The organism is Labrys sp. HAY1-8F, assembly GCF_056754975.1.
Window position 1 is genome coordinate 3,732,199 of the sequence record NZ_JBPGWZ010000002.1, and the last position, 21,524, is coordinate 3,753,722.

A 21,524-nucleotide genomic window follows, 5' to 3' on the forward strand; every position below is an offset into this window, starting at 1 on the left:
GCTTGGTCGCCGGGACGGAAGCGCCCGTTATTCGGGCGGCTTGCCGATCTCGAACTCGACCCGGCGGTTGCGCTGGCGGCCCTCGGCATCGTCGGCGCCGCCGGCCTTTTGGTTGGGCGCGATGGGGCGAGTCTCGCCATAGCCTTTGATGGCCAGGCGCGCGGGACCGATCTTGCCGCGGGCGAGATAGGCTTTGACCGAGGCGGCCCGGCGTTCGGACAAAGCGAGATTGTAGTCGTCCTCGCCCTTGGCGTCGGTATGGCCACCGATCTCTACAGGCGCCTTGGGGAAGGCCTTGAGCACCTCGATGAGCCGTGCCAGCACGGGCTTGGCATCGGCGCGGATGTCGGTCTTGTCGAAGTCGAACAGCACGTCGCCGGGCAGGCTGATCAGGATCTTGCCCTCGCTCTCGCGGGCGCCGAACTGCTCGAGCAACGCCTGCGTGCGGCTGCGCAGCTTGGCCGGCACCTCCCTGAGGCGCAGGCTGGTCGTCCCGCCGGCCGGGCCGAGCCGGCTTGCGGGAGCCTGCGGCGTAAAGCGCGTGGGTGGCAAGGCATAGGGGTGCCAGCGGCTCGCGCCGATATCGCTGGGGCGAAACGCGGTCGGCTGCCCGCCGATCGGCTCGCGGCGATGCTCGATAATGAGGGCCGAGGCCGGCAGCGCCGGAAGAGCCAGGCCCAGCAGCGCCGCGGCGGCGCCGAGGCGCCTCATTGCGCCTTGACCGGGATCTTGAGCGTCAGGCCGGGGGCGTTGAGGTCATCGCCCGCATTGCCGTCGTTGAAGACCAGCCGGACCTCGCCGGCATCGGCCGGAATGCGGCCGGGAAACACCAGTTCGCCATCCATACTCTGGCCGTTCTGGATCATCAGATAGGGATTGTCCTCGGGCTGACGCAGGCTGAGCTTCTGGTCGTTACCGATGTCGAGGAAGGCGTTGACGTCGTTGAGATTGACGCGATTGGTCTGCCGGCTGTCGAAGGAGGCGACGAGGCTGACCACCGTGGCGTCATCGCCCAGCGTGATCTTCTTGACGATCACCGTGACGCCGGCCGGAACGCTGGTCTGCACGCTGCCCTGATGCACCACCCGGGCTGCCTCCTCGGCCACCGATGGGGCAGCCATCGCCAACGCCAAACCGGCCGCCGCGACCACGCGCGCAAAAAATGGCTTCATTCCAAACTTTTCCGACACCGCAAGTCTCCCCAGTACCCCAATGAAATCCAAAAGATCGCTGCAAGCTTATGGATTTCAGAGCGAAACTATCACCGGGCCTGTCGGCAGTTCAACTGTGGGATCATCTACAGCTATAGGCTGTGGATAGAAGGGTTGAGGCTGCGACCGGGCCAGGGCATTACGACAGCCTGGATGCGTCATTGCGAGGACGGGCAGCTATACCTGCGGGAACAGGCAGGAGACCTCGCCGGCGCGAGCTGGTCAGCCGCCGCTTTGCCTATTGCCACCACGCATAAAGAGCAAACAGCCTTCCCGCCGCGCGGAAAAGGCCGTTTGCGCCCCGTTCGGCAGGCGCTCAATGCCGGAAGTGGCGCGTGCCGGTGAACACCATGGCAAGGCCGGCCGCGTCGGCGGCGGCGATCACCTCGGCGTCGCGCTGCGAGCCACCCGGCTGGATCACGGCCGTGGCACCGGCCGCCACCGCGGCCTCCAGGCCGTCCGCGAAGGGGAAGAAGGCGTCCGACGCCACCACCGAGCCCTTGGTCAGGGTTTCCGGCAGGCCGGCCAGCTTGGCGGCGTCGACTGCCTTGGCGGCGGCGATGCGGGCCGAATCGACGCGGCTCATCTGGCCGGCGCCGATGCCGACGCTGGCGCCGTCCTTCACATAGACGATGGCGTTGGACTTCACATGCTTGGCGATGCGGAAGGCGAAGGTAAGGTCGGCCATTTCCTCGGGCGTGGGTGCGCGCTTGGTCACCACCTTCAGCGTCATGTCGTCGACCACGGCATTGTCGCGCGACTGCACGAGCAGGCCGCCCGCCAGCGTCTTGGCGGTAAGGCCCTCCGCGCGCGGATCGGGCAGGGCACCGGTGACGAGCAGGCGCAGGTTCCGCTTGGCCGAGATGATGGCGATGGCCTCCGCGCTGGCGCCGGGGGCCACGATCACCTCGGTGAAGATCTCGACGATCTTGCGGGCCGTATCGGCATCGAGCGTGCGGTTCACCGCGATGATGCCGCCGAAGGCCGAGACGGGGTCGCAGGCAAAGGCCTTCTCATAGGCTTCGAGCAGCGTCGGCGCCTCGGCGACACCGCAGGGATTGGCGTGCTTGACGATCACCACCGCCGCCGATTTGGCCGGGTCGAACTCGGCCACGCATTCGAAGGCGGCGTCGGTGTCGTTGAGGTTGTTGTAGGACAACGCCTTGCCCTGGAGCTGGCGGGCGGTCGCAACGCCCGGGCGCTTTTCGGGGGTGAGGTAGAAGGCCGCGCTCTGATGCGGGTTCTCGCCATAGCGCAACGCCTCGGCCAGCGTGCCGCCGAAGGCGCGGAAGGTGGGGGTATCCTCCTCCAGCGTGGCGGCAAACCAGTTGGAGATGGCGGCGTCATAGGCGCCGGTGCGGGCATAGGCCTTGGCGGCCATGCGGCGGCGGAAGGCGAGGCTGGTCACCCCTTCGTTCTCGGCAAGCTCGGCCAGCACGTCGTCGTAGTCGGCGACGTCGACGATGACGGTGACGTCGTCATGGTTCTTGGCGGCGGCGCGGATCATGGCGGGACCGCCGATGTCGATGTTCTCGATCAGGTCCTCGAAGCTGCCGCCGCGGGCCAGCGTCGCCTCGAAAGGGTAGAGATTGACGACGAGGAGGTCGATCGGGCCGATGCCGTGCGCGGCCATGGCGGCGCGGTGCTCCTGGTTGCCGCGGATGGCGAGCAGGCCGCCATGCACCTTGGGATGCAGCGTCTTGACGCGGCCGTCCATCATCTCGGGAAAGCCGGTGAGGTCGGAGACGTCCTTGACGGCGAGGCCGGCCTCCTCCAGCGCCTTGCGCGTGCCCCCGGTCGAGACCAGCTCGACGCCATGGGCGGCGAGGCCTTTGGCGAAGTCGATCAGGCCTGATTTGTCCGAAACGGACAGCAAAGCGCGGGCGATGGGGGCGGCAGCGGTCAAGGTTGAAATCTCCGAGGCAGGGTTTGGCCGCTTGATAGCGCAAGATGAGGGGAAGGGGGAGATTTTTGGAGCGCGGACTTCCAGTCCGCTCTTGGAAACGCTGTGCAGGCAGGAAGGAAGAAAGGAAGAGCGGACGAGACGTCCGCGCACCCGGGACACCCCGCATTTACACGCTGCACCAATAGGGATATCGTATATCCGTAATTATCGGCGCGTACTGCCGCTGCGGAATGAACGCATGATCCTGAAAAGCCAAGTCGAATGGGCGCTGCATTGCTGTGCGATCCTCGCCGGCCTGCCGGCGGGGCGCTACCTCTCGACCAAGGCGCTGGCCGAGTTCCACGGCGTGCCGAAGGAATATCTCTCCAAGGCCCTGCAGCATTTGTCGCAGGCCGGGCTGGTCGATACCACGCTCGGTCCCTCCGGCGGCTACCGGCTGGCGCGGCCCCCGGCCGAGCTGACCTTCCTCGAGATCGTCGAGGCGGTTGAAGGGCCGGCGCGCACCTTCGTGTGCAGCAATATCCGCGCCAACAATCCCTGTCGCCCCAAGGGTTATTGCGAGAGCGGGCCCTGCGCCGTGGCGCGCATCATGTGGGAGGCGGACGAGGCCTGGCGCGAGAAGCTGCGCAACGTCAGGCTGTCCGATCTGGTCGGCATCCTGTCGCAGGAGATTCCCGAGCAGCTGTGGAAGGATAGCTTCGATTGGGTGCTGTCGCGGGCTGGATGAGGCCCACCGCCGGCGCGAAGGCGAGGCCATCCGCGCCATAGGTCCGGTAGAGCCCGTCGAGCACTTCGTTTCGCGCCGGGGTGCGGCGCGCCGGACTGGCCACGCAGAACTGCAGCTCGGCCTCGATCGCCAGCGCATCGATCGTCTTGAGCGCCACGATCGGCGCGGGATCCGTGAGGATCTCGTCGCAGGCCCGCAGCACGGCCCTGAGCGTCTCGATGCTGTCGTGCGGGTTGTGGCTGGCCGCGATCCGTACGCTCTGGCTGATCCAGTGGGTCTCGTCGGGGCGGCTGAGATTGGTCAGGCTGAGCTTGGCCAGCAGGCTGTTGGGCAGCACCACGAGGTTATGGGCGCCGGTGACCAGGTTGGTGGCGCGCCAATTGGTCTCGACCACGCGCCCCTCGGTGCCGTCGCTCAGCACGATCCAGTCGCCGATGGCATAGGAGCGCCCCAAGGTCAGCGCGATGCCGGAGAAGACGTCGCCGAGCGTGTTCTGCAAAGCGAGGCCGAGAATGACGGCGACCACGCCGGAGGTCGCCACCAGCGTGCCGACCGGCGCGCCGAACACGAAGCCCAGGATCGAGAGGGCGACGCCGAGATAGGCGAGGGCCACGAACAGATCCTGCAGGAGATGGGCCTCGCGGGGCCGGCGATCGATGGCGATATAGATGTGCATCACGCCGATGACGGCCCAGGCCAGATGCGTCCACCACAGCACCCGCGCCGATTTCGCGACGAAGGCGGCAAGGCCGGTGGTCTCGTTGGCGCCGAGCTGATGCGGCCAGATGCCGTTGAACGCGACGAGGGCCGTCATCGCCGCGAAGAACAGGATCTGCACGATCAGGCGCGCCCGCGGGCGCCGGCGCCCCTGGAGATGCCAGACGATGATGCCGGCTAGCCCGAGCAGGTCGATCAGCACGAGGGGCAGGAAAGCGGGATCATCGACCATGGCTGGGACTCGGTGGGGGAAATGCGGGTATCTCGGCCATGTCGAGAACGGCTCGAAAAGCCCTCGACCAGGACAGGTAAAGCGCGGGGATCCCTCCCCGGTTTCGGGGAGGTCGCGCGCACAGTTTGTGCGCGCCGGGCCGGTAAAGCCGGCTCGGGTGGGGAAGAGTGGCGCGTTCTCACCATTTTCCGGCCTATTGGTGCCACTCTCCCCCTTCCGTCATTTCTGCGAAATGACACCTTCCCCGAAGTCGGGGAAGGATTTCCGCCGCCATGGATCGGCAATGCGGAGATGTGTGCATCGGCCACTGCGTGGAGAGGGCTTTTCGTGCTGCGCCAAGCCCAGCCGCAACGCCTTATTTCTGCAGCGGGAAGGTCAGTTCCTTCTGGGCGGTGTCGACCACGAACACTGCCAGCAGCTTGGCGGGCCGGGTCTTGCTGGCATTGGCGCTGACGCCGTGGCGGTCGCCCGGCATTTCGGAGAAGTTCTGGCCGGCGCGGTAGACCTTCACCGGCCCGTCATTGACCTGGCTCTTGATCGCCCCTTCCAGCACGGTGGCGTAGATGAAGGCCGAGGTGGGATGGGTGTGGCCCTCGGAAAAGCCGCCGGGGCCGTATTCGACCAGCACGCCCTTCAGGCTCTTGCCCGGCACGTTGGGTAGCTCATGCTCATAGACGAGCGAGACCTTGGCGGCCTTGCCGTCGGCGGCAGCCGGGGCGGTGAGCAAGGCGGAGATCGCGAAAGCGGCGAGAAGCGGGCGGATCATGGCTGGGGTTCCTGGTTGGGGGGATGATCTGGCGCGGGAAGCCTTCTCCACGTAGTGGGGAAGGTGGCCCGACGAAGTCGGGTCGGATGGGGTGTGGCGAGCAGTGCGATGTCTTCTCGGAAGCTCGCGCAACCGTCGCGCCATCTGGTCAAGCGCTGCGTGTTGCCCGCCACACCCCATCCGTCAGTGCTTCGCACCGACACCTTCCCCACTGCGTGGAGAAGGCTACCTGCGTTCTTCGCGGCGAGGTGCCGCTGCTCACTTCCTCGGATTCTTGGCGAACCACTCCTCGAAGCCGATGCGGCCGAGGCGGGGATTGTCGTCGCTGACCAGCGAGCCGTCCTCGAGGCGGGCGCCGAAATAGCGGGCCTCGCGGTCGGCAACCACCGTGCGGGGATCGCCGCTGGCCTTGAGATAGCGGGCGACGAGATCGCTGAGGCGCGAGCGCTCCGGGCCGGCGATCTCCACCGTGCCGTTCACCGGTGCGGCCAGCGCCACCTCGGCCATGGCGTCGGCGACGTCGTCGGAGGCGATCGGCTGCACGAAGGCGGGCGACAGATGCACGCTGCCATCCACCGCGCCCGACTGGGCGATACTGCCGAGGAACTCCATGAACTGGGTGGAGTGCACGATGGTGAAGGGGATGCCGGCGGCCTTGATCAGCTTCTCCTGGGCGAGCTTGGCACGGAAATAGCCGCTGTCCTGCAGGCGCTCGGTGCCGACGACCGAGAGGGCGATGTGATGCCCGACGCCGGCCGCCTTCTCCGCCGCGATCAGGTTGCGGCCGGAGGTCTCGAAGAACGCCAGCACGGCCTTGTCCTCGAAGGAGGGCGAATTGGCGAGGTCGATCACCACTTGCGCGCCTTCGAGCGCCTCGGCGAGGCCCTCGCCGGTGATGGTGTTGACGCCGGTATTGGGCGAGGCGGCGATCACCTCATGGCCCTTGGCGACGAGGCGGGCGACGGTCTTGGAGCCGATCAGGCCGGTGCCGCCGATGATGACGATTTTCATGGGAATCTCCTTTGTGATGGTTCCGGGAGCGCGGACGTCTCGCCTATACGCACGCGAGACGAAGGGGCGGGCGAGATGACCGGATACCGACAGGGCTCGATGTGTGTGCCCCCTCGCCTCGTAAGAACGGGGCGAAGGAGTGGCTGGCGTTGCACCTTTCACCGCATCTTGGCGCGTATGATGGGGTGTCCGCACTCGGAGGAGCTGCGCTACCGGGGCAAAGCGCTCAGTAATCCCAGAACACCGGCACCCAGCGGAAGGCCTCGCCGTCGACGGCCACGCGGCCGACCGAGGGGAAGGGCAAGTGGGTGGCGACCAGCAGTTCGTTGCTCCCCGCCAGCTCCCGCAGCAGCCGGACGCGCACGCGGGCCGCTTCCTCGGGGTCGTGCTCGAAGCCGTTGAACCAGTCGGGATGCTCGAAACCGACCGCGAACATGGCGTCGCCGGCGAACATCAGCTTGTCGCCGCCGGAGGCGAGGCGAACCACGCTGTGCCCCGGCGTGTGGCCGCCGGTGCGGGAGACGACCACGCCGGGCGCCACCTCGTGCTCCTCCTCGAACAGCCGCAGCTGGCTGGCATATTCCTTGGCGAAGCGCGTGGCGGTCGCCCGCAGTGCGTCCGGGAAGCCCTCCGGCATGGCGACATGGGAGAAATCAGGTGCTTCCCAGAACTTGGCCTCGGCTTCAGCCACATGGATCTTGAGGTCCGGCCGCAGCCGCTCCTTCACGCCATCGACCAGCAGGCCGCCGACATGGTCCATATGCATATGGGTGAGCACCACGTCGGTCACGGCGCCGAGATCGATGCCGGCCGCCTCCAGGCGCTTGATCAGCTGGCCGGCCCGCGGCAGGTTGAGGTCGGGGTCGAGCCCCAGCCCGGCATCGATGAGGATGGTCTGCGCGCCGCTGCGCACCACCACCACGTTCAGCGCCCAGTCGAAGGCGTCCTGCGGCAGGAACATGTCGTCGAGCCAGGCCGCGCGCTGGGCCGGGTCGGCATTGTGGCCCAGCATCTGGGTCGGCAGCGGCAGCACGCCGTCGCTGACGATCAGCACGTCGATCTCGCCGATCTGCACCGCATAGCGCGAGGGTACGAGCTCGTCGGGTTTGGCCCTGGCGGGCGTCAAGGTGTCGTTCAGGCTCATGCTGGCCTCCTGTTGTGCGCGGCCATGGCGCCGGTGAGGCGCGTGCCGCTGGTGATGATCGGGGATGAGGTTTTCTTCCCTGGGATCGCAGGCGTCCTCGCCTGCTCTTGGAAGCGCTGCGCTTTCAGGAAGGAAGATGCAGACGAGGACGCCTGCGATCCCAGGAGACTCCGCGCTCCGTCCTCAGCTCAGCCCGGCCTTATCCAGCCCGTAGAGCTTGTCGGCCGAGCCCGGCACCGCCTTGAAGGCGATGGAGGCGCGGTTCCAGGTGTTGATGATGGCGATCGCGAAGGTGAGGTCGGAAACCTCCTTCTCCGAAAGCTGGCCGCGCACACGCTCATAGAGCTCGTCGGGAATGCCGCCTTCCGGCAGCTTCGTCACCGCCTCGGTCCAGGCGAGGGCCGCGCGCTCGCGCGGCACGAACAGGTTGGATTCGCGCCAGATCGCGACGTGGTAGAGCTTCAGCTCGCTCTCGCCGTGGATCTTGGCCTCCTTCACATGCATGTCGAGGCAGAAGGCGCAGCCATTGAGCTGGGAGGCGCGGATGTTGACGAGATCGCGGATCTTCTCCTCGATCACGCTGCCCTTCAGGACCATGCTGAGATCCGAGAGCTTCTTGAAGAGTTCCGGGGATTGCTGGGCGTAATTCAGGCGCTGGCTCATGTCCGTTTCCCTTATTAAGGATATCTAATATCCTTATGGATATAAAATATCCGTAATAGCTGGACAGTAAAGCCTTACCTGCCTAAACTCCGGGCATAAGGCCTATGCGCAAAAGTATGGGGGGTGGGGAATGGACATCGTTGGCGCCTTGCGGACCTTCCTGCGCGTGGCGCAGACGGGCTCCTTCACCGCGGCGGCGGCCGATCTCGATCTCACCCAGCCGGCGGTGTCGCGCCAGGTCTCGGCGCTGGAGGCGCGGCTCGGCCTGCGCCTGCTTCACCGCACCACCGTGGCCTTGGCGCTGACGGCGGAGGGCGAGCGGCTGATCCCGATGGCCCTGCGCGTGATCGAGGCGGTGGAGGCGCTGGGCGAGAGCGCGGGCACCGGCGAGGCTGTCGTCGCCGGCAAGGTGCGGCTCTCCCTGCCTGCCCCGCTCGGCCTTGCCCTCGCCGAGCGCCTGCCGGAGCTGCTTGCCCGCCATCCCGGCCTCAGCGTCGATCTCCTGCTGCGCGAGGCGCCCTCCGATCTCGTCGGCGAGGGCATCGATCTCGAAGTGCGGCTCGGCGCCGTCGAGGATTCCAGCCTGACGGGCCGGCGCATCGGCTGGACCACGGCCTTCCTGGTGGCCGCGCCCTGCTATCTCGAGCGGCGCCCCGCCCCGGCGCGGCCGGAGGAGGTGCCTCGCCATGACTGCATCTGCTACGCCCGCGCCGGCGACGGGCGCCAATGGTCCTTCTCCGACGGCGCCGACGAGACGCGCCTTCGCATCGCCCCGCGGCTGACGGCCGACAGCGCCGTCGCCATCCATCGCGCCACCCTGGCCGGCGGGGGACTCGCCATCCTCTCCCACATCCTCGCCGGCCCCGACATCGCGGCCGGCCGCCTCATCAGCCTGATGCCGGACTTCCCGCCGGCCAGGCTGCCGATCACGCTGGTCTACCCCTCACGGCGGAACCTGCCGCAACGGGTGAAGGCGGTGATGGAGTTCGTGGTGGAGGCGGTGAGGGGGGATGCGATGATGGGGTGAGGGGGCTCGCTGTGACGATTGAGAAGGAGAAAAGGGCTGAAAAAAGATTTCACGGGGAAGTCTCGGTTGGACCCTTCACAATCCTATAGGAGCTTCGCAGGAATGACCGCTCAGCGTCCCATTTCAGTCGCTCGACTGACACTTGAGACTTCCCGAAAGCCGACATTGCTTATGGAATAACCGATCGCCAGCCGATTACTTCGCCGTATATGTTCGAATCCCACGCGGTCCGCCAAACACCGCCGATTACCGCACAAATTGGCCGGCCATTTCTTGAATTATCAAACAGATAGCGCCTTGCGGCCGATTACCTACCGGCAGGGGTTCTCGCACGCTCTACCAGTCAGCACAGCCCTTCGCTACAACCGCCGATCATACGCTATTACGGTTATCTAACCACACATGCCAAATAGCGATGTTACCTGGTGCGCCTGAACCAACTCCCGCTGGATAGCTAAATCTGCGGAGGTGGTGGGATGATGAGATCGTCGATCGAAGTCCTGTGGCTGCCATGGGTAGACGGTGGGTTTGCCAAGGATCGGGTCGGCTCTGAACGCCCGCAGCTAGGAACGACGAAAGATGCTCCTCCACTGAAGAGTCATCTCGAATATAGGCAATCATGATCGCATCGCTGTTCGCCCACGCATATTGCCCCATGACGAAACGGGCGACACCATTGCTGCAATAGAGATCTACACCCTTTCCAGATCCACGGTCGATGAGTTTGCATTCAACAACCACGGGAAACGAGGGGTGTTTGCCCGTCAGGTAGATCGAAAGATCGGGCCGTTTCTCCAGATGCGTTCCGTCGAAGCTGAGCGATTCTTTGCCTCGCGCAACCGACGAAACCAATTGGGACCAGAGGGGGTCGGTTCTCCAGAGGCTGTTGAGGCGAGATTCCAAGAGGGCGTTGATTTCAGCTTCGCTACCGCACATCAAAGCTTGGCTTCGTTCGCTTTTCAACTCCTGCCAAACCCGTGCCACCGTCTCGAATATCACATCGAGATGGGGTTCAGCGATAGGATCGAGCGGCAGTCGCTGGCCACGGGTCAATTCTGCAATCTGATCGTCGCGTGGGCGAAGGGCCTGGCTCTTCATTTGGCGATTCTGCCGGCGAGAAAATCGACGTGTTCCCACACGATGCGCCTCGCGGCGAGACGCGCCTGGCTTGGGGTCCAGTACCGGGCCTGATTGAGGCGCCCTAGAACGAGACGATTGGCTTGCTCGTCGACATAGATAACCTCAGTTGCAGAAAGCTTGTCAGCGAGTTCGATAGCCCGCATCCAATCCACTTCAATCGCGGTCGAAACTCCGACTTCCCCACTGATCAAAACGAATTGCCACGGCGACAAAGCAGGCATGGGAACGCGATGGATCGCTATAGGGCGACCGAAGCGCTCTCCCCAAGGCCGAAGCTCGGCATGAAGCCGCTTATTGAATGCTATGTGCTGCGCATTCGTGACAGGCGTTTGGCTCGTTTTTAGGTTCGCAGAAAATGGGAGCCGATATCGGAGGGTATCGGCGATGGTTTCCACGTCTTCCGAGGTGAGGCCAAAGAGAGCGCCAACCCAGCGATCGACTTTCTCCCATCCTCCCTCGCTATCTTCTTGGACCAAGGCCTCGAACAGGCTGGCGGAGGTTTTACGGTCAGCATCCGATAGCGTGTCGAACACGGGGACAGGAATCTCGTCGATGATAAACTTTTCAACGACTTCACGTTCAAAGCCGAACCGGCCGCTAGTTATAAGTGCGTGCCAAAGTGCGATTTTACTGCCGACAACCAAAGCCAAATAGCGGGCTAACTCACCGCCATGCTCATGCGTATGAGTGCTGTAACCGTGGAAGCTTTGGTTGAACACGACGCTGTCAGGCGCAACAGACGTTCTGATCCGCGCGTGATGCACGGGGGGAGACTCCCGAACTAGCAGTAGCGGGCCGTTGAACAACCACACGGGGCGTGGGTCATGGATGCGGTCTGCCTCGAAGCGGCCGAGGCTCGTTACATCGACAAGCAGGCTGGTTTCGAGCTTGCTGGGGAGTTCTGGAAGGTGGTGAAGATAATCAGCGGTTGCACCCGGAAGTTTGGCGCCTTTTCGGGTCCGGCTACTCTTCCTCAGCCGTTGATAGCCATTGCCGGTGTATTGAGCTCGCCCATGATAGACGCCGAACGTGGAACGCCAATACTCATCAAGGGTGGGAAACGCCTTAGCAGAAATCCTGTCATAGAGTTCCAGATCAAGCCGCGTCCCCCGGAATAGGATTTTCAGCAATTCGGGGCGTTGGCGTACATCTTGGCTTGTCACGATTTCAGCATTTGCAGCGTCAATTCGCCAAGCGCCGCTTTGGTTCAACGGGCCTTCAAGATGAGGGCTTGTGAAGCGGAACCCGGCACCGACCGATGGTACGGCGTTGCGTGCGAAGAGGAGGCAAAAAGGAGCGGTGATCTCCGGCCAAACCCTCGTGCGGCGCAACTCTGTTCCATTCACGATTCCTGTCACATCGAGAGCGCCGAACAACGCATTGCGCGCTTCCGGCATGGTTTCGCCGCGCTGAAACAGAAGGCGGGCATGCAAGGCAAAGGCGATCTGGCCACCCGGGCGAGCCCATTCCATGGCACGCCAGACGAATGGCAGGTCCAAGACTTCGTTAGGAATGGGCGCGCGAACCTTAGCGTCGCCAATCCTCTCGCGAGCGAGACGCAAAATCCGCTCTTCCAGCGATTGCCAATTCGAAAGCTTCGTTGCAGTCGCCCAAGGGGGATTCCCGATGACGAGGTCATAGGCGGCGTGATGCTCGATCCCGACTTCATCGCCGAGGCTGCCAAGAGCCTTTGATTGTGCCCCGTCGGAGCTGTCGCCGAACTTGCGAAGCACATCTGGGCGGAGATTTTTGAAACGCAGTTTTTGGAGAGGCTCGGGATTGGGGTCCAACTCGATCGACATCAAGTAGAGGCCAAGAGCCGCAAAGCGCAGGGCTGATTCGTTGATGTCGAATCCGGTGATCTGGCCGTACAGAATTTGCCGCAGAGTCTCAGTGTCCGGACGCTTTCCGTCGTAACGCCACTGCTCGGCAACAAGCTGCCGGAAAGCTGTGAGCAAAAAGACGCCGGCACCTGCTGCCGGATCGACAACACGCGCCTGATGCGTTTTTCCTTCACGACTGAGCGCCGCAAACGCGGCTCGGACCATCAGGTCTGCGATATGTCTCGGCGTGTAGTATCCGCCTTCCGTTCGCTGCTTCTCTGGCTCGTGATGGCTTAGGTATCGCTCGTAGGCCTGACTGAGAACGCCCACGGGAATGTGGGCAAAATCCAGCATGTCCCATTTCTCTTGCCAGCCCAGTTGAAGCTGACCATCGGGCGCGCGCCGAAGAATGTGGCCGAGAACGTCGAATGCCTGCCGAGGAAGAGAGTTGATCGTCGCCGCAGTAAGCGGAAGAAAATCCCCGTTGAAGGTTTCATCAAGCCACGCCGAGGTCGCGACCGCAGTTGGCGCGGAGTCAAAAAGCGCACTGGCGCCATCGGCAGCGATGGTGCACACGGTTTCGGGCAGTATGTCGCGATCGGCAAGAAAACGGACAAACAGAGCGCGCCCGACGAGCGAGATGGCGTCGCCATCGGCTACCGCCAAGCGCGCCAACTCGTCGAGAGCGGTGGTCAGAAGTCTGAGGATGACGTCGCTGATCCAACGTCGATTGGCAGGCGTTTGAGGCCGGAGGTTTCCGAGATGGGGAATGACGATCCGCCGATCGTCATTTGCGTTGCCGATCGATACGCGCGCTTGAGCGGCGTCTCCCTCCAGACCGACTTGGTATATCGTCATGCCGCCAGGCGTCACGACCGCGAGGTAAGGAGCATCGCCGCGCATCGCCACCAAGCGGCGGATTCGGCTTAGTCGTTGAGGGTTGTCATCAAGCAATGTCCCGTCGACCAGGAATAGCAGTGGCCTATCTTGCCATTCATACACGCCGCCCAAAGCCGCTAAATCGACATCGCCAGATAGCCGCGCTGCGGTAAGCGTGGCGTAGGGAAGCAGTTCAGGACCATCGACATCGAATTTCAGCAGCGACGCAGGATCGCCGCCATACTGTTGCAGAATGTCGTCAAAGCCGGTCATCGGGAGCACCAATGCCGCGTTTTGATGCTGGCATTACTTGCGCAACTCGTCCCAGCGGCAATCTGACCTGATAGCCGATTACTACGCGCCACCCACGTTCGCGCATTGAGCCATAACGCGCACTCCCACCCCATGGTCGAACGCAGAGATTGGTGTTCAAGTACTCGAAAGTCGGCAATCCGCTTACGGCCAGACAACATCAAAGGACTCCCGCGATATCGGTACGCGCGAAATCCTCACCTACATAGAGCAAGGGGCTCCCATGCTCCTTGGCGACTTCATAGGCGAAGCAGTCCCCGAAATTCAGCGCCGCCGGATGCACACCTTTGCCCCAGATTTCGTAAGCATGCGCGATGCGCCGCGCCGATGCCGGCGTCACGCTGACTACCTCGAAGCCGAGCTCTTCGATGAGGCGCTCCATCTCCTCGCCGACATTTCGTCGAGCGGCGACAATCAACGCCTCCGCCACCGTGCCAGCGGAGATCAGGAGATCGCCATCGGCCTCCAGTGCTGCGATGCAGGCATCCGCGCCCGGCTCATTGAGGACGATCGCCATCAGAGCCGACGTATCGACCGCCATCATTCGGGCAGGCCGTCATCGCCATAGAGGAAATCCTGGCTGCGCGCCGCGCTTGGCCCGGCTGCCGCCTTGGCGGCGGCGGATGCCCGCACAGCCTCAAGCAGCGCCCGACGGGATTTTCGGTCCGTCGCCGCCTTGATCGGCACCAGCCGCACGGCAGCGTGGCCGTGCCGTGTCAAGATGACGTCATCCCCCGCCTCGGCTCGCCGAACTAGCTCTGTCAACTGCCCCTTAGCTTCTGTCACAGACACTTGCATCGCTTACTCCAATTTGGACCATATGGCAGTCCAATCTTTTCTTATGTTTAGACCATTTGATGGTCCATGGCAATGGCCCCGCCATGATCCGTCACGCAGGCTCTGCGGCTATTCAGATCTCGGTAATGTGCTTCACGGCAAACCGCCTATTGCCGCATGGAAGGGGAAACTTCCTCGCATTTTCATAGTGTTCGGAATTAATTTAAGCATCGATCGGGAGGGCTATAGAGTAGATATCGTGCCCATCGGTATCCCGCACGTCCCGCCGGAGGAGATTCGAACCGGTAATTCATGTTTCGAACACGCAGTGGATGTCTGCTTTGTCGGCCTCGCTCTTCGGAACCGGACCGACAGCTTCCGGCCCCTAAGCTGACAGGGCGCTCATCGTTGGCGGCGCGAGTTGGATGCTGAGCGTGGAACGCAGCTTTTCCGGCAGAGCCGACCCATGCATCAAGCGGTTGACCAGCACCGATTCCAATGCCAGCCAGGAGAACAGGTCGCCGCCGAGGGTAAGCTGACCCCAATCCGGCCAGTTGAGGGCCGAAAGCTTCGAATACTGCCCGCGCTGTGTTGAGCGTTTGCAGGGACCGGCCGAGATCGCGCGCGGGTGAGGTCGTCGCTGCGCCAACGCGATGCCACGCAACGCCAGTGCCGGAGGGGCATCGTGCAACGCGCCCCTCTTCAGTGCAGCGAGGGGCTCAGCCGAGAGAGCGCGTGCGGTGGCAGTGGTAAGCGAGTTCATTGAAATCCCGTCACACTTGTAACTCTCGCAGGGCCCGCCGGCCGGGATAACGTCTTCGTATCGCAACCCCTGAAACGGCAAATGTCGGAGGAGCGGAAATGACGATATCTGCATCAGCAGGGATAGTCGCTTCGTTGCGAGGGCCCACGACCGACATGGCCGGCTGGCTCGGGCTTGCCGCTACCCCGACTTTCGCATTGATGGCCGCGATTTCTGCCGCGGACTCGCCGGCCATGACGATGTGCTCCGCCGTCTCGACCTTCATCCCGATCAACGACATGGCCCTGATGTACCTGCTGATGAGCTTTTTTCACGGTTCGGCATGGCTGAAATTCCTTTCCGGCCGTTTGCAGGGCCGCAACGTTCCCACCTCCCAAACCGAAGGAGACTGACAATGCAAAACGCTGTCGTTTCACACGGTGAATGGCTGACCGCCCGCCGGAATTTCCTGAAGGCGGAAAAGGAGCTCACCCATCTTCGCGACAAGGTCGCCAGAGACCGGCTCGCCCTCCCATGGGTGCGCATCGACAAGGACTATGTGTTCGACACGCCGGATGGCCCACGCACGCTGGCCGATCTCTTCGACGGCCGATCGCAGCTTCTGGTGCAACATTTCATGTTCGCGCCGGGATGGAAGGAAGGCTGTCCGAGTTGTTCCTACATGGCCGATCACACCGACGGCATGAACATGCATCTGGCGCATCACGACGTCACCATGATTGCCGTCTCGCGTGCGCCGCTCGCCGAGGTCGAGCGCTACCGCAAACGCATGGGCTGGCTGTTCAAATGGGTCTCGTCTTTCGGCAGCGACTTCAACTATGACTTCCGCGTCAGCTTCACGCCCGAGGAGGTCGCCAGCGGACATATCGACTACAATTTCGGGGAATGGCGGGAAACCGGCGAGGAATGGCCTGGTGTCAGCGCCTTCTACAAGAAGGAGGCGGGCGAGGTCTTCCGCACCTACTCCACCTATGGGCGCGGCGTCGAGGTGATGATGGGCACCTACGCCATGCTCGATCTCGCACCAAAAGGCCGTAACGAGGCCGAGGGAATGGACTGGGTGCGCCGCCACGATCGCTACGAGTAAGACCAACCCACAGAATGCCTGACTTGTCATCCCTGGCCGTATCCTCACCAAGCCCTGCTTGTGAGTGGTAGCGAGGGGAAGGGATCCAGGGGCTATAGCGTTGTGCGTTCAGACGGATTGTAATTGCTCACCGCCTACTACCGAGGTCGCGCAGCCCCTCACCGTACCTCTCCCCGTAAGAACGGGGCGAGGGGGCACAAGCGTCGCGCTTTGTCTTCAAACCTCTCATCTGGCCCGACGGCTGCGCGAGATGAGACGCTTTCAATCAAAAGTGCTCGGTTGAAGTCCCCTCTCCCCGTTCTTACGGGGAGAGGTACGGTGAGGGACAGCACTCCGGTGAGCAATTACGACGGATTCACCAAGAATCGCAAAGACGCGTCGAAACAGCGAGCGCAGGTTTTGGCTCTCGATTCCCTTCCCGCCGCCTTTGGCGGCGCCGGGAATGACAGCGTTCCATCTACACGCAACGGTCAAGATTTACGAAGATTGGCAAACAGGGAGAATCACGCCGGAAGAAGTTCGCAGAAGCTCGGCTCATTTCTGCACCGGCGTGCAGTCCATCACCTTCGTGCCATTGGCGGAGTTCGTGACCTCCAGGCGCTGCTTTCCGCTTCTCTCGTCCTTGCCGAGATAATATTTCAGCGTGACGGGCGCCTTGTGTTGTCCGCCGACCTGCTGGGCCGGAAAGAACTTCTCGTAGGCCTGCTTGTCCTTCCTGAGCCTGGCGACATTGTCCAGCGAGACGAGCGCCAGATAGGTCTCGAGATCCGAGGCGACGACGAGCTTGTCGCCCTTGTCGCCATAGAGCGCCACCAATTGCTGGGTGACCTTCATCGCCGGAAGATGGGTGCAGGAGAAGGTCATGTACTCATCCGGCCGCTCCTGGGCCATCGCCGACCCGGCCGTCAGGGCCGCCAACGCTGCGGCGAGGATGGATCTCATTCCCCTCATACCGGATCGGCCGGCAGGAAGGCCCAGCTCATGGTGTGCTCGCCCTCCGGCAGGGTCATCACGATCTGCACGCTGCGGCGCGGGCCCTCGGGGTTGGCGAGATGCGCGGTCTCGGCCAGGGCGAAGGGCACGTCGGCCAGGAACAGCCATTCCTTGCCGCTCGGCAGGGTGATGACGATCTGGGTGTCGCCATTGGCGGGCCGGGCGGCGACGGCGGGGTGGAGGTGGAAGCGCAGCAGCACCGGCTCCTTGCCCTTCCAGGGCTCGGCCTTGTGGTCGAGGAAGCTGTCGCGGCCCTCCAGCGCCCCGGTGATCTGGCTCAGCGTCAGCTCGCGCTGGTGGATCAGGCCGAAATCGTGGCGGTAGCCGTCATGGGAGGCGGTGATGGTGCTGGCCGCCGGCGAGTTCTCGCGCTGCACCGGCACATGCTTGGGGCCGGAGAGGATGGCCCGGCCGCCCAGGCTCGGCGCGGTCGCGCCGGGCTTCCGCGTCCCGCCGGCGAAATGGCTGGAGGAGGCGTCGGCCACGATGGCGGTGGAATGGGCGCCGGTGGAACGGGCGAGATGCCGCCAGTTCTCGCGGCCCGGCGCGGGCGCCCCGCAATTGACCACGATGCGGAAATTGTCGGCCGAGAACTCGAAGGCGAGCGTGCCGGCATGGGCTTCCTGCGAGACGTTCACCGGTGGCGGCTTGCCGGTGTCGACCAGCAGCACGGCGCCATTGGCCTCCAGGCGCTGGTAGCCGCCATGGGGCGCGTTCTGCACCGGCTTGCCGCGGGCATCGTCATAGGCGAGCAGCGTCGCGATCAAATGGCTCTGGGTGTAGCCCATGCCGTTGAAGGCGGCGAAGGCGCCGTCGGCATGGCGGAAGAAGCGCAGCATCGGCATCATGCGGTCGATGGCGCCGATCAGTTCGGGCGGGGCCACGGCATTGCGGGCGGCGAAGGATTGGCGCAGCGGCAAGAGGTCGAGCAGCAGCTCGATATTGGCCTGCGGGTTGCGGGAGACATGGATACCGTCGGCCAGGATCTGGCGGTTGAGCTCAGCCGTGAGCCAGCGCTGGGCGGGGCGGCGCAGGCCCGCCTTGTTGGAGAGGCAGAGGCTCACCTGCATCACCGCGATGGCGCAGAGCAGGCGCGGCATGCCGTCGGTGGTGGAGCGGCCGGCATGCAGGAGATAGCTGGTCTGCCAGGCGACCGAGCGCAGGAAGGCGCGGTAGAAGCCGCGATCGGCGCCGTCGAGCACCATGGGCGCCATCGAGACCCAGGCGAGCAGGCGCCGCGCGGTCAGCAGCGGGTCGAGCGCCTCGGGCTGGAAGCGCAGGTTCGAGCGCACGAAATCGCCGACGAGGCGGCGCGCCACCTGCTTGCCGGCGCTGCCGTCGGCGGCCCTGAGGTGCCTCAGCCAGGTGAAGCCGAGCAGGGTCTCGCGCCAGGCCGGCGAGGGCGGGGCGATGGCGAAGGGGGAGACCTCGTTGAGCACGATCGTCTTGGCGACGAAGGTGAAGCGGCCATCCACCAGCTCGGCGGCGCGGGTGGGGTCGGCGGCCCTCAAATCCTGCGGGGCCAGCACCAGCTTTTCGGGATCGCCGCGGCCGAAGCGCCAGCGCATGAAGGGCAGGAGGTAAAGGCGCGTCAGCACGGCGCGGCCGGATTGGCCGGCAGCAGTGAGGGAGAGACGGAGCTTGGGGCCCAGAGTGCCTCGGCTCATTCCTGACGCGGACCTCCAGAGAAGGGAACGAAGGGACGGGCGCCCGGAGCGGGCATGCCGACGTCGGCGATAGGCTCCTTGTGGCCATTGCGTGAGCTTCGCGCAAGCCTCGGGCCGGTGTTTTCAGCGACATGGCCCCAGTTTTAAACGAGGGGAATATCTTGGAGCTTCCCCGGAAGGGCGCGGGTGCCTTCTCCACGAAGTGGGGAAGGCGGCGTTTCGAAGAAATGCCGGATGGGGTGTGGAGGGCAGTGCGCAATGCAAGAGAGGATGGCACGACGGTCGTGCAAGTTTCCGAGAGGGCGCGCATTGCTCGCCACACCCCACCCGACCTCGCTTCGTCGGGCCAGCGCACACAAACTGTGTTCGCGACCTCCCCACTTCGTGGAGAGGGCTTTCGTGCCTTATTCGGTGCCCGTTCCGCTACCCCTTCCGCCGCATGCGTGCGGCGAAGAAGCCATCCATGCCAGCCATCACCGGATCGGGATCGGGCAGGAGGCTCGGCAGCGTGCGCAGGAAGCCCTCAGGCGTGATGGCGCCTTCGATGCCGCCGATATCGTCTGATAGCACCGGCTCCAGGGTGAAATCCTGGTTGCCCTCCAGGAAGCGGGCGATCTGCTCTTCGCCCTCTTCCCGCTCCAGCGAGCAGGTGCAGTAGACGAGGAGCCCGCCGGGCTTCACCAGGCCGACCATGCGGCCGAGCATGCGGCGCTGCAGATCGGCCACCGCGCCGATGTCGCGGGCGGATTTGCTCCAGGCGACGTCGGGATGGCGGCGGATGGTGCCGGTGGCGCTGCAGGGGGCGTCGAGGATGACGGCGTCGAAGGGCTCGGCCTTCCAAGCCAAAATGTCGGCCGTCACCACATCGGCCTTGAGATCGAGGCGCTTGAGGTTTTCGGTGAGGCGCTGCAGCCGCGCCGCCGAGCGGTCGACCGCGGTGACCCTGGCGCCGGCGGCGGCGACCTGGGCGGTCTTGCCGCCGGGGGCGGCGCAGAGATCGGCGACCCGGAGCCCCGCGACATCGCCGAGCAGGCGAGCGGGCAGGGCGGCGGCGGCATCCTGCACCCACCATTGCCCGGCCTCGAAGCCCTCCAGTGCCCGGACGGGGCCGTTATGGGCCGTGCGTACCGAGCCGGTGGGCAGCACCCGGCCACCGAGCCTGTCGGCCCAGCCGGCGGCGTCCGCCTTCACGGAGAGGTCGAGCGAGGGCTCGACGCGCTGGGCCGCCGCGATGGCCGCGGCGGTCGCCTCGCCATACTGGGCCGACCAGCGCTTGTAGAGCCAGGAGGGCGTATCCGCCTCGGGCGGGAGGGCGGCGAGCAGCTCTTCCTTGCCGGCCGAGATCTTGCGCAGCACGGCATTGGCGAGGCCGGAAAAGGCCTGGGCGCGATCGTCCGCGCGGGCGAGGCGCACGGCGAGGTCCACGGCGGCACGGTCGGGCACGTCGAGGAAGAGGATCTGGGCGGCCGCCGTGATCAGGATGGCTTCCAGCGGGCCGGATTTGCGCGGCATGCCCTTGGCGAGCAGGTCGCTGAGGATGGTGCCGATGGTGCCGTAGCGCCGCATCGAGACGCCGGCGATCATGCGGGCGAGCCCCAGATCACGCGCGTCCAGCGAGGCGTCGTCGAAGGCATCTTCCAGGGCAAGGTCCTGGCCGAGGACGCCTTCCACGGCCTTCATCGCAAGGGCGCGGGCGGCAAGGCCGGGAACGCCGGGCCCGGAGGAGGGGCGGCGGGCGGGAAAGGGGGGCTTGTTCAAGGGGCTATCAATCCGATTTGCCGCCTCAATAGAGGATTTGGCCGCAACGCGGAACCCCTGTCAGGCTATCGCCGGCCGCGCGCCTTGCCTCATCCGGCAATCCGTATCATCAAAAGCAGCGGCATGCCGGGCGGGCGGGCGAGGAGGAGCTTTTGCGCAACATTGATTTCACCTCCTGGCAGAACCTGCTGGCAACGGTGATCGGCCTCGCGCTCTTCACGCTGATCGGCGTCGGCATTCGCCTGCTGGCGATGGTCACCATCCAGCAGCGGCGCGAACGCCTGAACCGGCAGATCAACGAGCGGGTACGTACGCTGATCGCGGCCTATCGCACGCTCGGCGGCTCCTTCACCGGCGACCTTACCGTCGATCCGATGCATCTGCGCGACCTGCGCCGGCCCTCTGCTCCGCCTGAGGGAGCGGCGGACGTGCTCGACCTCAGCGCCGACAAGGTGGCGCGCTCCGACAGGGCCCGCCGCATCCGCGACGCGGTCGAGGCAGCCTTGTCGGACATCGTCCTGCTCGGCACCGAGGAGCATGTGCGCCTCGCCAGCCGCGCGGCGCGCGAACTGGTCGCCGGCCATCCCGTCCACACCCAGGAACTGGTGATCTCCCTGCGCGCCTTCATCCGCGAGGCCCTCGACCTCGCCCCGATCCCCGCCGATATCGAGCTGCCGGCGCAGGGGCCTGCACGCCCCTCCGCCTCGGGCGGCGGCGGCAAGGGGGAGCGCGGCAAGGAGGAGGGCCGCCAAGGTGGGGGCGGTGGCGGCGGCATGGGAGGAGGAATGGGCGGCGGCACCGGTGCCGGAATGGGAGGAGGAATGGGCCTGGGGCTGGGATCCCTCGGGCACGAGGACGACCCGTCTTCGGGCCATGGCACCTGAAGACGCGCCGAAACGAGGCGTGAGGGCAAAACGGGCT

Annotated in this window: 21 protein-coding genes; 5 read left to right on the forward strand and 16 right to left on the reverse strand. The window is 64.7% G+C overall.

Translation table 11 applies throughout. From position 1 onward, the window contains the following. Positions 1-27: 27 nt before the first annotated feature. The 3 genes from ACR9ZN_RS26240 to purH all read right to left on the reverse strand — a co-directional run bounded on the left by ACR9ZN_RS26240 (position 28) and on the right by purH (position 3,117). A complete protein-coding gene (locus ACR9ZN_RS26240; protein WP_481273560.1) occupies positions 28-711 on the reverse strand; it encodes an OmpA family protein in 684 nt (227 codons plus the stop codon). Next, positions 708-1,172 (reverse strand): hypothetical protein, encoded by a 465-nt coding sequence (locus ACR9ZN_RS26245; RefSeq protein ID WP_441772888.1) that lies wholly within the window; start codon positions 1,170-1,172, stop codon positions 708-710. Before ACR9ZN_RS26245 ends, ACR9ZN_RS26240 begins: the two co-directional genes overlap by 4 nt. A 355-nt stretch (positions 1,173-1,527) precedes the next feature. Next, a complete protein-coding gene (purH, locus tag ACR9ZN_RS26250; protein ID WP_481273561.1) occupies positions 1,528-3,117 on the reverse strand; it encodes a bifunctional phosphoribosylaminoimidazolecarboxamide formyltransferase/IMP cyclohydrolase in 1,590 nt (529 codons plus the stop codon). A 238-nt stretch (positions 3,118-3,355) separates the two neighbouring features. Here purH and ACR9ZN_RS26255 point away from each other — a divergent pair, with 238 nt between their 5' ends. Then, positions 3,356-3,844, forward strand: coding sequence for an RrF2 family transcriptional regulator (locus ACR9ZN_RS26255; RefSeq protein ID WP_454812126.1), 489 nt, complete (start codon positions 3,356-3,358; stop codon positions 3,842-3,844). On the opposite strand, the gene ACR9ZN_RS26260 is transcribed toward ACR9ZN_RS26255, so the two are convergent. The 5 genes from ACR9ZN_RS26260 to ACR9ZN_RS26280 form a co-directional block, all read right to left on the reverse strand. Continuing rightward, positions 3,750-4,793, reverse strand: a complete 1,044-nt coding sequence (locus ACR9ZN_RS26260; RefSeq protein WP_481273562.1) for a mechanosensitive ion channel family protein — start codon at positions 4,791-4,793, stop codon at positions 3,750-3,752. The two genes, ACR9ZN_RS26255 and ACR9ZN_RS26260, sit on opposite strands and share 95 nt — an antisense overlap. Before the next feature lie 355 nt (positions 4,794-5,148). Next, the gene (locus ACR9ZN_RS26265; RefSeq protein WP_481273563.1) at positions 5,149-5,559 is read right to left on the reverse strand and encodes a cupin domain-containing protein; all 411 of its coding nucleotides are present in this window, start codon (positions 5,557-5,559) and stop codon (positions 5,149-5,151) included. Between the two features lie 258 nt (positions 5,560-5,817). Beyond that, complete coding sequence (locus ACR9ZN_RS26270) at positions 5,818-6,570, reverse strand: SDR family oxidoreductase (RefSeq protein ID WP_481273564.1); 753 nt, start codon at positions 6,568-6,570, stop codon at positions 5,818-5,820. Positions 6,571-6,796: 226 nt separating this feature from the next. Continuing rightward, positions 6,797-7,714 carry an MBL fold metallo-hydrolase gene (locus ACR9ZN_RS26275; protein ID WP_481273565.1) on the reverse strand — a complete coding sequence of 306 codons (918 nt, stop codon included), beginning with the start codon at positions 7,712-7,714 and terminating at the stop codon, positions 6,797-6,799. Between the two features lie 183 nt (positions 7,715-7,897). Then, on the reverse strand, positions 7,898-8,377 hold the full coding sequence (locus ACR9ZN_RS26280) for a carboxymuconolactone decarboxylase family protein (RefSeq protein ID WP_481273566.1): 480 nt from the start codon (positions 8,375-8,377) through the stop codon (positions 7,898-7,900). 130 nt (positions 8,378-8,507) lie between these two features. Between ACR9ZN_RS26280 and ACR9ZN_RS26285 the strand changes: the two genes are divergently transcribed. Continuing rightward, the gene (locus ACR9ZN_RS26285) at positions 8,508-9,404 is read left to right on the forward strand and encodes a LysR family transcriptional regulator (RefSeq protein WP_481273567.1); all 897 of its coding nucleotides are present in this window, start codon (positions 8,508-8,510) and stop codon (positions 9,402-9,404) included. 372 nt (positions 9,405-9,776) lie between these two features. On the opposite strand, the gene ACR9ZN_RS26290 is transcribed toward ACR9ZN_RS26285, so the two are convergent. The 5 genes from ACR9ZN_RS26290 to ACR9ZN_RS26310 form a co-directional block, all read right to left on the reverse strand. Then, positions 9,777-10,502, reverse strand: a complete 726-nt coding sequence (locus ACR9ZN_RS26290) for a hypothetical protein (RefSeq protein ID WP_481273568.1) — start codon at positions 10,500-10,502, stop codon at positions 9,777-9,779. After that, positions 10,499-13,519 carry an HsdM family class I SAM-dependent methyltransferase gene (locus ACR9ZN_RS26295; RefSeq protein WP_481273569.1) on the reverse strand — a complete coding sequence of 1,007 codons (3,021 nt, stop codon included), beginning with the start codon at positions 13,517-13,519 and terminating at the stop codon, positions 10,499-10,501. The genes ACR9ZN_RS26290 and ACR9ZN_RS26295 overlap by 4 nt, the downstream gene beginning before the upstream one ends. Positions 13,520-13,718: 199 nt before the next feature. Continuing rightward, entirely contained in the window at positions 13,719-14,102 is a 384-nt protein-coding gene (locus ACR9ZN_RS26300) for a type II toxin-antitoxin system VapC family toxin (protein WP_481273570.1), read from the reverse strand. Beyond that, positions 14,099-14,356 carry a type II toxin-antitoxin system Phd/YefM family antitoxin gene (locus tag ACR9ZN_RS26305; RefSeq protein ID WP_481273571.1) on the reverse strand — a complete coding sequence of 86 codons (258 nt, stop codon included), beginning with the start codon at positions 14,354-14,356 and terminating at the stop codon, positions 14,099-14,101. Before ACR9ZN_RS26305 ends, ACR9ZN_RS26300 begins: the two co-directional genes overlap by 4 nt. Positions 14,357-14,720: 364 nt before the next feature. Continuing rightward, positions 14,721-15,098, reverse strand: a complete 378-nt coding sequence (locus tag ACR9ZN_RS26310; RefSeq protein WP_481273572.1) for a hypothetical protein — start codon at positions 15,096-15,098, stop codon at positions 14,721-14,723. Positions 15,099-15,253: 155 nt separating this feature from the next. Here ACR9ZN_RS26310 and ACR9ZN_RS26315 point away from each other — a divergent pair, with 155 nt between their 5' ends. Beyond that, positions 15,254-15,490, forward strand: a complete 237-nt coding sequence (locus tag ACR9ZN_RS26315) for a hypothetical protein (RefSeq protein WP_481273573.1) — start codon at positions 15,254-15,256, stop codon at positions 15,488-15,490. A gap of 2 nt (positions 15,491-15,492) precedes the next feature. Then, complete coding sequence (locus ACR9ZN_RS26320; RefSeq protein WP_481273574.1) at positions 15,493-16,185, forward strand: DUF899 domain-containing protein; 693 nt, start codon at positions 15,493-15,495, stop codon at positions 16,183-16,185. A 534-nt stretch (positions 16,186-16,719) separates the two neighbouring features. Here the strand turns inward: ACR9ZN_RS26320 and ACR9ZN_RS26325 are convergent. From ACR9ZN_RS26325 to ACR9ZN_RS26335, 3 genes are all read right to left on the reverse strand, one after another. Next, positions 16,720-17,127 (reverse strand): hypothetical protein, encoded by a 408-nt coding sequence (locus ACR9ZN_RS26325; RefSeq protein ID WP_481273575.1) that lies wholly within the window; start codon positions 17,125-17,127, stop codon positions 16,720-16,722. A 5-nt stretch (positions 17,128-17,132) separates the two neighbouring features. After that, positions 17,133-18,845 (reverse strand): heparinase II/III family protein, encoded by a 1,713-nt coding sequence (locus ACR9ZN_RS26330; protein WP_481273576.1) that lies wholly within the window; start codon positions 18,843-18,845, stop codon positions 17,133-17,135. Between the two features lie 423 nt (positions 18,846-19,268). Then, positions 19,269-20,603, reverse strand: a complete 1,335-nt coding sequence (locus tag ACR9ZN_RS26335; RefSeq protein WP_481273577.1) for an RsmB/NOP family class I SAM-dependent RNA methyltransferase — start codon at positions 20,601-20,603, stop codon at positions 19,269-19,271. Between the two features lie 152 nt (positions 20,604-20,755). On the opposite strand from ACR9ZN_RS26335, the gene ACR9ZN_RS26340 reads away from it, so the two are divergent. Beyond that, complete coding sequence (locus tag ACR9ZN_RS26340) at positions 20,756-21,487, forward strand: hypothetical protein (protein WP_481273578.1); 732 nt, start codon at positions 20,756-20,758, stop codon at positions 21,485-21,487. Positions 21,488-21,524: the final 37 nt, after the last annotated feature.

What these genes read in the sequence shown, in the direction of transcription:
- ACR9ZN_RS26240 (WP_481273560.1), bottom strand. Translation starts at nt 711, where the DNA reads ATGAGGCGCCTCGGCGCCGCCGCGGCGCTGCTGGGCCTGGCTCTTCCG.
- ACR9ZN_RS26245 (WP_441772888.1), bottom strand. Translation starts at nt 1,172, where the DNA reads ATGAAGCCATTTTTTGCGCGCGTGGTCGCGGCGGCCGGTTTGGCGTTG.
- ACR9ZN_RS26255 (WP_454812126.1), top strand. Translation starts at nt 3,356, where the DNA reads ATGATCCTGAAAAGCCAAGTCGAATGGGCGCTGCATTGCTGTGCGATC.
- ACR9ZN_RS26260 (WP_481273562.1), bottom strand. Translation starts at nt 4,793, where the DNA reads ATGGTCGATGATCCCGCTTTCCTGCCCCTCGTGCTGATCGACCTGCTC.
- ACR9ZN_RS26265 (WP_481273563.1), bottom strand. Translation starts at nt 5,559, where the DNA reads ATGATCCGCCCGCTTCTCGCCGCTTTCGCGATCTCCGCCTTGCTCACC.
- ACR9ZN_RS26270 (WP_481273564.1), bottom strand. Translation starts at nt 6,570, where the DNA reads ATGAAAATCGTCATCATCGGCGGCACCGGCCTGATCGGCTCCAAGACC.
- ACR9ZN_RS26275 (WP_481273565.1), bottom strand. Translation starts at nt 7,714, where the DNA reads ATGAGCCTGAACGACACCTTGACGCCCGCCAGGGCCAAACCCGACGAG.
- ACR9ZN_RS26280 (WP_481273566.1), bottom strand. Translation starts at nt 8,377, where the DNA reads ATGAGCCAGCGCCTGAATTACGCCCAGCAATCCCCGGAACTCTTCAAG.
- ACR9ZN_RS26285 (WP_481273567.1), top strand. Translation starts at nt 8,508, where the DNA reads ATGGACATCGTTGGCGCCTTGCGGACCTTCCTGCGCGTGGCGCAGACG.
- ACR9ZN_RS26290 (WP_481273568.1), bottom strand. Translation starts at nt 10,502, where the DNA reads ATGAAGAGCCAGGCCCTTCGCCCACGCGACGATCAGATTGCAGAATTG.
- ACR9ZN_RS26295 (WP_481273569.1), bottom strand. Translation starts at nt 13,519, where the DNA reads ATGACCGGCTTTGACGACATTCTGCAACAGTATGGCGGCGATCCTGCG.
- ACR9ZN_RS26300 (WP_481273570.1), bottom strand. Translation starts at nt 14,102, where the DNA reads ATGATGGCGGTCGATACGTCGGCTCTGATGGCGATCGTCCTCAATGAG.
- ACR9ZN_RS26305 (WP_481273571.1), bottom strand. Translation starts at nt 14,356, where the DNA reads ATGCAAGTGTCTGTGACAGAAGCTAAGGGGCAGTTGACAGAGCTAGTT.
- ACR9ZN_RS26310 (WP_481273572.1), bottom strand. Translation starts at nt 15,098, where the DNA reads ATGAACTCGCTTACCACTGCCACCGCACGCGCTCTCTCGGCTGAGCCC.
- ACR9ZN_RS26315 (WP_481273573.1), top strand. Translation starts at nt 15,254, where the DNA reads ATGGCCGGCTGGCTCGGGCTTGCCGCTACCCCGACTTTCGCATTGATG.
- ACR9ZN_RS26320 (WP_481273574.1), top strand. Translation starts at nt 15,493, where the DNA reads ATGCAAAACGCTGTCGTTTCACACGGTGAATGGCTGACCGCCCGCCGG.
- ACR9ZN_RS26325 (WP_481273575.1), bottom strand. Translation starts at nt 17,127, where the DNA reads ATGAGATCCATCCTCGCCGCAGCGTTGGCGGCCCTGACGGCCGGGTCG.
- ACR9ZN_RS26330 (WP_481273576.1), bottom strand. Translation starts at nt 18,845, where the DNA reads ATGAGCCGAGGCACTCTGGGCCCCAAGCTCCGTCTCTCCCTCACTGCT.